General features: G+C 59.7%; 10 protein-coding genes and 1 pseudogene. 6 read left to right on the forward strand and 5 right to left on the reverse strand.

The features are described from left to right. Positions 1–34: 34 nt before the first annotated feature. The 3 genes from AC0L23_RS28440 to ku form a co-directional block, all read right to left on the reverse strand. Entirely contained in the window at positions 35–499 is a 465-nt protein-coding gene (locus tag AC0L23_RS28440; protein WP_473357572.1) for a metallophosphoesterase family protein, read from the reverse strand. Beyond that, a complete protein-coding gene (locus tag AC0L23_RS28445; RefSeq protein WP_473357573.1) occupies positions 496–966 on the reverse strand; it encodes an NUDIX hydrolase in 471 nt (156 codons plus the stop codon). Before AC0L23_RS28445 ends, AC0L23_RS28440 begins: the two co-directional genes overlap by 4 nt. 96 nt (positions 967–1,062) lie before the next feature. Continuing rightward, positions 1,063–1,995, reverse strand: coding sequence for a non-homologous end joining protein Ku (ku, locus tag AC0L23_RS28450; protein ID WP_473357574.1), 933 nt, complete (start codon positions 1,993–1,995; stop codon positions 1,063–1,065). A gap of 146 nt (positions 1,996–2,141) precedes the next feature. On the opposite strand from ku, the gene AC0L23_RS28455 reads away from it, so the two are divergent. From AC0L23_RS28455 to AC0L23_RS28470, 4 genes and pseudogenes are all read left to right on the forward strand, one after another. Further along, a complete protein-coding gene (locus AC0L23_RS28455) occupies positions 2,142–2,537 on the forward strand; it encodes a hypothetical protein (protein ID WP_473357575.1) in 396 nt (131 codons plus the stop codon). Between the two features lie 45 nt (positions 2,538–2,582). Then, a pseudogene (locus AC0L23_RS28460) lies at positions 2,583–3,031 on the forward strand (hypothetical protein). An 82-nt stretch (positions 3,032–3,113) separates the two neighbouring features. Next, on the forward strand, positions 3,114–4,142 hold the full coding sequence (locus AC0L23_RS28465) for an IS110 family RNA-guided transposase (RefSeq protein WP_473357576.1): 1,029 nt from the start codon (positions 3,114–3,116) through the stop codon (positions 4,140–4,142). Between the two features lie 263 nt (positions 4,143–4,405). Further along, the gene (locus tag AC0L23_RS28470; protein WP_473357604.1) at positions 4,406–5,131 is read left to right on the forward strand and encodes an SOS response-associated peptidase; all 726 of its coding nucleotides are present in this window, start codon (positions 4,406–4,408) and stop codon (positions 5,129–5,131) included. A 146-nt stretch (positions 5,132–5,277) separates the two neighbouring features. Here AC0L23_RS28470 and AC0L23_RS28475 read toward each other — a convergent pair whose 3' ends face one another. Then, positions 5,278–7,911, reverse strand: a complete 2,634-nt coding sequence (locus AC0L23_RS28475) for a lysozyme inhibitor LprI family protein (RefSeq protein WP_473357577.1) — start codon at positions 7,909–7,911, stop codon at positions 5,278–5,280. Between the two features lie 792 nt (positions 7,912–8,703). Between AC0L23_RS28475 and AC0L23_RS28480 the strand changes: the two genes are divergently transcribed. Then, positions 8,704–9,336, forward strand: coding sequence for a hypothetical protein (locus AC0L23_RS28480; RefSeq protein ID WP_473357578.1), 633 nt, complete (start codon positions 8,704–8,706; stop codon positions 9,334–9,336). Positions 9,337–9,549: 213 nt separating this feature from the next. Here AC0L23_RS28480 and AC0L23_RS28485 read toward each other — a convergent pair whose 3' ends face one another. Next, positions 9,550–10,347: a hypothetical protein gene (locus AC0L23_RS28485; protein ID WP_473357579.1), complete on the reverse strand. Its 798-nt coding sequence runs from the start codon at positions 10,345–10,347 to the stop codon at positions 9,550–9,552. Positions 10,348–10,631: 284 nt separating this feature from the next. Between AC0L23_RS28485 and AC0L23_RS28490 the strand changes: the two genes are divergently transcribed. Then, positions 10,632–11,954 carry a hypothetical protein gene (locus tag AC0L23_RS28490; RefSeq protein ID WP_473357580.1) on the forward strand — a complete coding sequence of 441 codons (1,323 nt, stop codon included), beginning with the start codon at positions 10,632–10,634 and terminating at the stop codon, positions 11,952–11,954. Positions 11,955–11,983: the final 29 nt, after the last annotated feature.

Below are 11,983 nucleotides of genomic sequence, written 5' to 3' on the forward strand. Positions count from 1 at the left end.
TCCTGCGCTCTGAATTCCGTCCAAAATGGTGTGCTCAGTCGCCTCCAAGATCGTGAATTTCCGGTCGCACGTCCTCACGCGTGACTTCGAGCGTCGCAAGCGTGATCGGCAGCTTGAAGCGCCGCGGTCCCGCGCTGCCGGGATTGAGGTAAAGAACGCCACCGACCGTGTCGACCTTCGGTACGTGGGTATGCCCGGAGACGATGACGTCGATGCCGGCGCAGGGATCGACCTGCAGCGTCTTCAAATCGTGCAGAATGTAGATCGACTTTCCCGCCAAGCGCACAAGATGCGTGTCAGGGTATTCGCGGGCCCACTCGCCACTGTCCACGTTTCCACGGATGGCGGTGACGGGCGCGATCCGGCGAAGCGCGTCGACGATCTCGGGCCGCCCAATGTCGCCAGCATGGATGATGTGATCGACACCCGTCAGGCTTCGTTCCGCCTCGGGTCTCAACAGGCCGTGCGTGTCCGAAATGATTCCAATTCTGAACATCATTCACCGGCGCTCTCACCCGCGATCGCCAAAAAGCGGTCGAGAAGCTCTACCTGCCCGGACAGAATCTTCGTCCGCGCGAATTCGGTATTGAACCATTCCGCTCGGTCGACTTCGGGAAAGCTCTGCCGTCGACCGCTTCGGGGCGGCCATTCGATATCGAAGGTATTGCTGATCAGCGCCGCCGGTTCAAAATGGCCCTCTCCGGCGAATGCGATAACGCGCTTCCCTCCTCGCTGTCGGACCTCCCCCAGCGGCTGCAGTGGTCCAATCGAAGCACTCGGGCCGAGTTCTTCCGCAAACTCGCGCCGCGCGACCTGGTCCGGAGCATCCGCGGTATCGATTTCGCCCTTGGGAATGGACCAGGCGCCATTATCCTTCTTGCGCCAGAACGGACCGCCGGGATGAACGAGCAGAACCTCGAGGCCGCGAGCGCCCTTGCGATAGGCGAGAATGCCCGCACTCAACATCGATCTGCTGGAAGTTTTTTCAGCGCAGCCATATCGCTCCCTATCGCGGAGGACGAAGTAACGGCCGTCTGGCGGCACTGGATGCTTAGCGAGTCGCTATGCTGACTTCCGCTGCGGTTTGGCCGCCGGCTTCTTCGCCGCGGCCTCCTTGTCCGATTTCTTGCCGGTGATCGGCATCAGCATTTCCTTCTGCCCAGCAGCCGCCTTGCGCGGCTTCTTGGCTGTCTTCTTCGGCGCCTCTGTCGCGGCCGCACCCTCTCGTCCGATGCTCTTGCGCAGCGCGTCCATCAGGTCCACGACGTTCTCACCTCGAGGACGCGCTTTCGCGGTGATGGGCTTGCCGGCGCGCTTCTGATTGATGAGATCGATGAGGGCGGTTTCGTACTGGTCCTCGAACTTGTCCGGCTCGAAATGGCCCGCCTTCTGATTGACGATGTGCCTGGCGAGATCAAGCATGTCCTTGGTGACTTTGACGTCCTGAATATCGTCGAAATACTCATCCGCGGAGCGGACTTCGTAGGGATAACGCAGCAACGTTCCCATCAGCCCCTTGTCGAGCGGCTCCAGCGCAATGATGTGTTCGCGATTGGTCAGCACCACCCGACCGATAGCGACCTTGTTCATCTCACGGATCGTTTCGCGGACGACGGCGAAGGCGTCGTGTCCGACCTTTCCGTCTGGCACCAGGTAGTAGGGACGGATCAGATATCGCGGATCGATCTCGCTGCGGTCGACGAACTCGTCGATTTCAATCGTTCGCGTCGATTCCAGCGCGACGTTCTCGAGCTCCTCCTTCGTCACCTCAATGAAGGTGTCGGTGTCGACCTTGTAGCCCTTGACGATGTCCTCGTTGGCGACTTCCTCGCCGGTATCGGCATCGACCTTGGCGTACTTGATGCGGTGGCCGGTCTTCCGATTGAGCTGGTTGAAGGAGACCTTTTCGGATTCCGACGTGGCCGGATAGAGCGCTACCGGACAGGTGACGAGGGAAAGACGCAGGAAGCCTTTCCAGTTAGCGCGGGGGGCCATGGCGGGGGAACTCCAATACTGATGCCGGATTCAAGACGAACGGCCGGGCTTGGTTCCGACATCGCGGCCCGTCCAACAGCGCGATTTTTTCTCCGCAACCGCTTGGTCGGACTCGACATTTGTTCTCTTTATGTTCTAATTCGGAAATGACCGATCGACCCGCGAGCTGGCGCATGCCGACCCCGAAGCAGATGGAAAAACTGGCCGCTGAAGCGGCCCGCAGGCCAGCTCTCCCCACGGCGGCTCCAGATGCGCCGCTCCCGGCCGAATACTGGGAAACGGTCCTCAAAGACCCTCGCGCCGGAGCGGCCGAGGCCCACCTGCGGCAGCGGCGTCTTTCGGAAATTCAGGGCCACGTGCTGCGCATCTCCTGCCGTCGCTGCGAGCGGACCGTGGAAATCCAGACCGCCGATGCCGTCCGCTTGTATGGTGCCAACGCGGTCTGGAAGGACGTCGCGCAGCGACTGCTCAACAACACCTGCCAGCAGCGCACCGGCAGGCATGAAGAAGACGGGTGCTGGCCGGCGTTCGAGACGCCGTAGCCCGCTCTGGATTGCCGATCCGATCTTTAGCGCCTGGATGTCCGGATGGCCCCGAAATATCACCCCACGCCCCTGTCGGGCGGCGACCGCAAGGCTCTGGCGAAAGAGCTCGGCAATGCGCGGGCAATGGCCAACATCCTGGCTACCCGATCGGCGGAGACGCGAGCGAAGGGGGAAGCGCTCATCCAGCAGGCCGACAAGTGCTATGCGAGAGTTGGAACGAACGCATGTGGTCAGACGGACAACCGATTGATCCGTCCCCGACGATCGACCAAGCGGTGAATGGCGGCTTCCCTTGGTTGGAGATCCAGTGTGCGCGCTGCAAGACGCCGAGCGACGTTGATCTCGCGGCGATGAACCATCCGCCGACCACCTTCGTGCACGACCTCGCCGGCCGGCTGCGCTGCCGCAAATGCGCCAAGGCGGGCCGGCGTCCTTCCGCGACTCTGCTACAATTGGCCTTGCAGCCGCGCCACCCTCGGACCGAAGCCTGACCGATGTGCTGGTGTGGACGGCCTCTCATCCCCACGGTTTGATGGCGCTCTCGGCGTCACAGAAAGATGAGAGGAAAGTCTAATGAATATTCCCGTTCGTATCGGCATGGATACCTCGAAGTCGGTGCTCCAGCTTCACGGTGTTGATGAAAATGAGGTAGTGGTTGTCCGGCGCCAATTTCGGCGAGCCGAGATGATCCGCTACTTCGAGCGGCTTCCGCCGGTTCTCGTCGCCATAGAGTCTTGCGGCAGCTCGCACCATTGGGGGCGCCTGCTCCAATCTTTCGGGCACGAGGTAAAGCTGATCCCTCCTCAATACGTCAAGGCTTACGTGAAGCGCGGCAAGAACGACGCGGCTGACGCCGAGGCACTGTGCGAGGCGGTCACCCGGCCCAGCATGCGGTTCGTACCTGTGAAGTCGAAGGAACGGCAAGCGGCTTGCATGTTGATGACTGTGCGGGAACGCCTAGTCAGCGTTAAGTCGCAGCTTTCCAACGCTTTCAGGAGCTATGCCGCTGAGTTTGGTATCGTCGGACCCGCCGGCCAGCAGAACGTCGCGGCACTCATCAAACGTGTGCTCGAAGACGAAAGCCTGCCGGAAATGGCGCGGGATCTCTTCCGCCTTCAGGCTGACGAGTATGCCGCGGTCCAAGCTCGCCTGGCGAAGATCGAGGCCAAGCTGATGAAGTGGCATCGCGAGGATGACATCAGTAGACGTATTGCGACAATTCCAGGCGTCGGTCCGATTGGGTCGTCGATGCTCAGCATGAAAGCGCCGCCGCCCGAGACGTTCAGATCGGGTCGCGACTTTGCGGCGTGGCTCGGGCTGACACCCAAGGATCATTCAACTGGCGGCCGGCAAAGGCTCGGCGGCATTACAAAGGCCGGAGATTCTATACTGCGATCGACATTGATCGTCGGCGCAACCGCACTGCTGAGGCATATCCGAAAGGGCCGTCATAAGCCCACACCATGGCTCGCTTCGCTGCTGGGGCGAAAGCCGCCAAAGTTGGTCGCGGTGGCCTTGGCAAACAAGTTTGCCCGCATAGCTTGGCGCTTGATGATATCGGGTGGCGTGTACAAGCAGCCGGTGGCCGCCATGCCGACTTGATCTGAAATCGGCCCGCGAGCGAGGTTGCTCGGCGGATTGCCCACGAACTTGCAGGACGCAGTAGATGGAAGGACCGATCGGTCGATACGCGCGAGCTTCCGAAGATTACACTGGCACTAAGAGTGTCGCCCATGTGCTTGGAGCGTGCGTAGCGAACACCATCTCGGCCAGCGGGCTTTGTCCGCGCAAACAGGCCGGACATCTGATAGCAAGCGATCTGGCCAAAAGTCTGCTACAATCCTGACAAGTGGGGGGCCGTCCACATCTGCAATCTCTACTCGATCACGACCAACCAGGCCGCGATCAGCGCATTGTTCCGCGTCGTGAACCGATACGTTGGTAATCTGGCGCCGATGCCGGGGGTCTTTCCCGATTACAAGGCGCCGATCGTGCGCAATGGGGCCGAGGACCGAGAACTCGCCACGGCGCGGTGGGGAATGCCGTCGTCATCAAAGGCGCTGATGGACGCCACCAAGAAGCGAGCCGAAAAGCTGCAGGCCAAGGGCAAGACTGTCGATTTCAAGGAGCTGCTACGGATGGAGCCGGACGGTGGCACGACCAACATCCGCAACGTGAAGAGCAAGCACTGGACGAGATGGCTGGGAGCCGAAAACCGCTGCGTGGTGCCGTTCAACTCGTTCAGCGAGTTCAACAAGGCCGAAGGCGGCGACATCTGGTTCGCGCTCGATGAGACCCGCCCCCTCGCCTGCTTTGCCGGCATCTGGACCAATTGGACCTCCGTCCGGAAGGTCAAGGAAGGCGAGACCACCAACGACCTCTACGCGTTTCTCACGACGGAGCCGAATGCCGAGGTCGGTGCCGTCCACCCCAAGGCGATGCCCGTGATACTGACGACACCGAACGAGGTCGAAACCTGGATGACAGCCCCTCTCGACGAGGCCCTGAAGCTGCAGCGGCCGCTTCCAAACGACACGCTTCGGATCGTCGCCCGCGGCGTCAAGGAAGATACCGCCGGGCTGGCGACGTAACACTCAAGGACGAGGCAGCGTTCGCGGGTAAGCACACGCATCCGAGGGACGCCTCCGGGGAATTGGTCCGGGGCGCCGTGCCTGAGGATCGTTTCCTTGCAGGTGACGTTAAACAAAGACGTGACGTCGCCTAAGCTAACGCCTTTTCACCAACCGAACGTCTTGGCGAACCACTTGCCGGCTTTGTTCTTTGCCTCATCGAAATCGCGGCCGGCCTTGGGAAGGAATGCGTCATGACCGCCGAGAGGTGTTCTGAAGGAAACGTCTCTCACTTCGATGCCAACGGATTTAAGGGCTTTGACGACCTCGTTGTTGGGACCCGGTCCCTTTGTCAGGTCGTTGACCGCGTTGTTGATCGCCTTGACAATCGTATTGTCGGGTCCGAAGCATCCGGAACCGCCAATTCCCTGCGAGAAGCATTTGCTAAGCTCGTTCAGCGTCAGCCAGCCGGCGGTGCAGGCCGCCGCCGTGACGGGGACACCGCCCGAAGACGCGGCGCATTGTGCCGCGATCATCCATTCCGGATTCATTTTTGGACCGGCCGCGCATAGCGCGAATCCCGCGTAGCTTTGCGATTGAGCGGCGCAAGTCAGTAGGCGGCCTTGATCGCCGCCCAGGAAGGGAGCGGCCGCGCACCCCGCTAGAGTTCCCATGTCGCCGTTCGACTTGGCGGCGCACGCCAGAGCTTGCCGCGCTTTCGGGTCTTTGACGAACCCTTCCGTGCAGGAGACGAGCAGATCGCTCGGCTCTTTCCCGCTCGACACGCAACGTATGGCGGCCAAGGCATCGCGAGTTCTGGAATCGGCGCTCGCCAGGCACGTCAGCACGTCGTCGTTGTGTCCGGAAAACCGCGTGAAGCAGGACAATTGCTCCGTCGGCGGGTTCGGCAGACAGGACGCGATCCACTGTTGCGCATCCGTAGTCGCCTTCTGCAGACATTCATTCAGTGCCGTGTCTAACTTCAAGTTCGCCGCGCCCGCGCAGCCGAGAAGCGCCGCCGGACCGGTCGAAGCCTTGCTGAGACAGGAGACCAATTCCACGGTGTCGGCGGCCCCGGGCAGCAGCGAGGCGCACTTCAGGCCGTTGGTCGGCTCCTTTGTCAGACAAGCTCCGACTTGCGTGATGGCGGGGTCGATTCCCCGGGATATGCACGATGATATCGCATCGAACGGTTGGGAGTGTCTGGCGAGGCAATCCTTCGCTTTCGCCCAATTTTGGGCAGAAGACTCGTCCAGGCACGCAGTCGGATCACCGCGATGATTCGAAATTAGACAGTCGAGCCGATCTACGTCTTGCCCAGCGGCCTGCATCACACAGATCGCCAGCGCTTTCGCATCGTTTTGCTTGCTTGCGCACGCGGATACCGGATCGCTACCGACCGCCGTCTTCAGGGCGCAGTCGACATAGGCCTTTTCGTCGCCGACGTGATCGGCCTGGCAAGCCTTCACTTGGTCTAGGTCGGGTAGTTTTGCTTGCACGATCAAGGGCGCATTCCAGGAAAGATTCTGGCTCGCCAGGTACTGCGCGGCGGCGATCGGCGTCATGTTGAGCTCGCAGACCCCATCCTGGATGCATGTCCGCAACAGGGGCGGCGTCAAGACGCTGCCGGAGCAATTGAACATTTCTAGGATGGAGGTCGCACCGTGCGCCAAGCAACTCAGCACGACGTGTTGAATGTCCTCGGGCACCCAGGTTTTGGGAACGTCGAACGGCTGGGGTATCTGCCAGATATAGGCGTCTTGCGAGATACCCAACCATTGGGCCAAGGCCAACGTTTGGCTGGCGTGCGCATTATCCGTGTACGACGCGACGACGATCATCCATTGCGTTTTGTCGAGATATGGCGGGTAGAGGCTGAACTGCTGGGCTGGAAATTGCCTCATCAGTCGATTGAGTTGGCGTTGTGCCTCAGGCTTCGATCCAACGGACGCGACAACCGTAAAAAAGGAGTTGCCGATGTTTATGTCTGCGGGTCGATCGTTCAACCGATCTCGAAGATATTCGTTTGCTGACGCGACATCCTTGGCCCGAATGTCGATCTCCTGGTTACCGCAAGTCATTTTCCCGATCGCGAAGGGCGAGGGCTGGCAGGCGGTCCACGCGGGAGCCGATGCGAGCGGTTCGGGTAAACGCCAAGCGACCGGAGACGGCGACATGGCGAGCGCTCGAGCGACCTCTCGTGCCTTCTGCGCCTGAGCTTCGTCTATGTACGAAGCCGAAACGATCATCCATGATGTCGACGAAGCGTACGGTGGATAGAGATCAAAGGACTTGAACGGATAGTCTTTCCTCAGACGCTCCCACTCGATGATTGCATCGGCGGGGGTTCCGCGCGCAGCCACGATCGTGAAGTAGGAGTTGGCCGGCGCTAGTTGGAGCGGCCTGCTCCGAAGCATGTCCCTTGAAGATCCGGACGTCTTTGCCAGTTTCTCGATCCGGGCCAGATATTGATCGACCACGCAAGGCCGGGCGCGTAGAGCATCCGGCGCTTCGACGATCGTCGGGAGCTGGCACCGGTTGGCGATGCTCTGCTGCCAGGCCCTTTGCTCCGTTTGAATTATCCGGCGGGCCGGCACTGCCGAATTGGCGAGCGATCTTCGATAAAGCTCGACGTTCTCCGCATTCAGGGCTGCAATTTCTCGATCGTTGCAGACGATGAAATCGAGTGGTGCGAACCAGGGTCCTTGACAGCCTCCCGATGAAGCCGCGAACGCGGTGGAAATCTGCAGAGCGAAGGCCAGAACGGTAGCAGCTCCTAGCCGATTACCGAAGTCGCCCATCCTTACCTCCATTGCCGGAAAACGAAACGAATGCCTCAAAAAATGCTGCGAAACTTGATTCGATAGCGATTTCGTACGCTTCGGGCGCGACGACGCGGAAGCGTTGGATTCTTAGCCGATGTCTGGATCCTATCTGCGGGCGAGTAAGCCGCGCCTTGGACCGGCAGTCATTTGGTTTGGGGACCGGGCGCATTCGAGCGGCGTTGTCTACTTTCCGGCAGAGCAAAGCTTCGTAAGGCCCTCCTGAAGGGCCGTGCGCGCTCGCCCATTTAGATCGAATGCGGCGGCAAGAACTCTGCCGATGTCGCCGGACGGCCTGATGCCCGCGCTTTGCACGGCGCAATCGGAGCCGCCAACGACCGCATCCGCGGTCACGCGCTCGGAAATGCTCACGGGTATCAGGGCTCGGTCGCCGGAGTGGCATCTCAAGCTTGCGATGACCTGGACCGAGGATGTAGGTCCTTCTGAGGCGTAACAAACGCTTTCGAGCTTATGGTCGGATTTGTCGACGCCCGCCCTCCCCAATTCGGAGCAACCGAGAGAAGCGATCGCGGGGGCGACGTAGGTCGCGAGCAGCTTGCCCGCGAGTTCATCGCAAGCACCTGCGGTTTCGGCCGACGCCACCATGAAACCGAAACATATGTAGGCGCGCCACCTCGAACCGATCATACGAATGATTCCCGAATATGAATGAGACTATAGACACGTAATGGCTGCAATTGTTACTAGTCGCAATCGTCTCGTCAAGCGAGACCGCTTGTCCGGGGTCATAATTTTGAGAATGAGGCTCGTGTGCTCTCGTATCTGACGGCCGAGTCCGGCTTCCTCAGGGCCTACGGCAATCGTAGCCTGCTCCTGCTGCTGATGTGCGTCCTGGTGCGGACCGGCGATGCCGGCGGACAAGCGGGATCAGCCGGCCCCAAAGTATCGGCGCTAGGACTTTCGATCGACATCAATCCCGCCGTCTTGCTGTGGTTCGGACCTTTCGTTGCGCTTCTCCTGGTGGTCTCGCTCAAGATGGAAGCGGATACGCTATGCATCGCTCGAGCGGCGGTCCTCGACGAATCGAGCAAGCTGAAGATGCGGGTAAAGGTCAGCAAGTGGATACTCGTGCTTTTCTACACGCCGACGCTGGCGGCCGCCTACCTGACCCTTCAGTTCGTCCTGAAGCTGTTCCCGGGCAGCGACTGCGCGGCCTGGAATTGGGTTCGCCAGTTCTACGATTTCGGCGGTTGGGCGCGCCCTTCGATCTACTGCTTCGGCGACATCACGAAGGGTACGCCTTGGGTGTACGTGCCGGTCCAGACCTGGCTTTACGTCATAAGCGTCGCGGCCTGCGCGTATCTGACGCGCCGGATGGAGCTCGATTGGAAGCGGTCCAGGGGCGGCCAGGCGCCGACGGACGACAGGAGTTCGCCCGACTAGCCCCACGCCCAGTCGTCGTGAGCATCAATGACAACTTACGCTTCAGAGACGCCAAAACTCGATGCCGATAGAGGCTTGTGTACAACTATTGGAGTGGCAGGAAATCGTCCACGGGCGAGAGTCGATAGTCACAATGCCCTGGACGATGACATCAATTGACTTGCCCGGTATGAAAGAGACGCCTTCAGGACTATGAGATGGGTAAGGCTGAGATCATTTTTCAGCCACGGGAACGTTTAGCTCCGGGCGAGACACACGAGTAGGCTTGGGCCATTCCTTTAACTTCAGACTATCTGATATGACAAGATCCTCGATCGGCGGGATCGGCTTTCCCGGATTTGACCGGATCAATTCTTTCCTTTTTTCCAATCGCTTCACTTCCAAAGACAGCACATCATCAAGCTGAATCGGAAAAACATAGAGATCCACGAACGGCTTGGCATCGTTGCCGAGCTTGCCTTCATACGCGAGTTCCAGAACACGATAATGTGCCGCAGCTCGCGAAAGATAAGGTTGGACCTTCGCGTTCACCATCTTCGCACTATCCGCGATGAAGGCGCGCAGATTCTTTGCGTTAGCGACGACCTCCGCCACGAGAGTCTGCTCTCCTAGGGGAAGATTGCGCAGCCATTCGCGGTCGAACAAGCTTTCGAGTAACAGAAAGCGTTGCGAGTCGGCTTGGCGGGCCCTGAGATCGCGAGATAAGAGGCGATTTACATCGGACATTCGCATGAATGGACCGAAAAATCCGTCGAGTTGTGTCTGAATTTCGTTCATCTCGCCGTCGTTCGCTTTTTGCCAAATGCTTGCTTCCGTGTTGGCCAGCGACGCCTTTAGCGTCCGAGAGCTGATGAAGTAGCTGACAATGAGTGCTGCGATCGCCGTGAGTGCCGTGACCAGCTGCAAATAATCCCTTGGCTCCCACTCGCCCGTCGGCGGCGCCGCCGGCGATACCGGCGCTGCATTGGCCGCAGTTACTAGGACAAGCGAAAAGAGATCCGCACCAGTCATCGTTTGCCTCCACGAGCTCGGCCGCCACGTACCCTCTAGAGGAGGACATGGAATCGACTTTTGCGTCACCAAGCCAGCATCTACCACAATGGGTTCGCTTTTTGTTCCAGTCTCATGCTAATGTCAACCGGGATGTAGAATGACGGGCTCGGGCAGCCCCCGTGTTACTATCATTGAGCTTGAGCGTGTCGAACGTGGACGTTTCGGAACCATCCGAGTGCGGCGATCCCGACTGTACGGGCGGCATACCCGTGAGACAACCATTCGGGATATCGATAGACGTCGTGTCGGATAGCTTCGCGGGAGCGGAACTCTATCTCACGGTGCGAACGACCTCGTGGGAATTTGGCGGCGAGCGCACGGACCTGCACGATATCTTTAGCCTGCTTTGGGCCGCCACGCTGCGCGCCCGAGAGGTGGCTTCCGGCCGACTCGTGACGGTGTTGAACGGATTCTCGGGAATTGACAGCGAGATTTACGCGCGTCTCATCCGCCTCGACCAACTCGGCACGCTTCGGACAATGCTGAAAGCACAGGCGGAGGCACTATCAGCCGAATCCTTCGATATGGGCAATCTTATCGTAAACGCGTTTGGTCAGCCGAACGGTGATCAATCGGTCGAAGACATTGATCTGGAGGCACCTGAACCGGATTGGATAAAGAGCGTTCGTCGGCGCTTTCGGCTGGCGGAATTCAAAGACAATGAAGTTCGCCAGCGTTCCTATCCGAGATGGGTCTACTTCGGGTCGAACAAGCGAGGCATCAGCGCGGTACAAATTGACGAAAGTGCAGCGTCGGTCTTGAAGGCGGCCTTATCGCCATTTCAAGCAACGTCAGTCCCCGGCGTGAACGCACAGCTTTATCGCTCCCACCGCATCCGCAATGCGGCAGAAGATAAAGCCTTGGCGCAACTTCATTGGCTGGCGACCCAAATAGACGGGTCGTCGTGCCCTCCCCTCGTCATCCCTGTGGATTCTCATCTGATTGCCATCGGGGAGCGCAGTTTGACGGCCGTCCGCTCATGGAGTGGGCGAAACAGCTACGATGCCGCTCACGACGAACTCACCGCGAGGCGGGTTAACGAGGCCGAGGTCCTTCACGGCGACCACATTTGCCGATGGTCGGAAGTCATCGACGACGGCCGGTTCGAGCTACTGGTCTATGATCTTCTTGCCGCGGAAAGAGGCGTGCACCGCGTTCGTCAAGTAGGAGCTGCCCGCGAACCCGACGATCGTCGCGATCTGATGGTCGAGTGGGCCACCGCGCCGGACCGCGGCGGCAATACATGGAAAGACAAGACAGGTTTGACGCTGTCAGCCCAGCGAAACATCGTCGTACAGGTCAAGGTGCGCCAAAGAGGCGTCAACCGGGCTGACCTTCCTGGCCTGCGCGACACTCTCGAGCACTATCGCTGCGACGGAATTCTCATCGTCGGATATCCTCGCATAACTGTTCCCTTGATGAACCACCTCGACGAATTGCGACGCAAGGGCGATTGGTGGGTCGACTGGTGGGGGCGGAGTGAACTGGAAGAACGGCTGCGCCGCCATCCTGAGATCGCGGCCCGCTATCCCGATATCGTCACGCTGTCTCCACCGGAATCTTAAACAGTTCTGCGCTTGTCATGCAGTGTGGC

Source organism: Bradyrhizobium sp. MI1.4 (assembly GCF_055811315.1).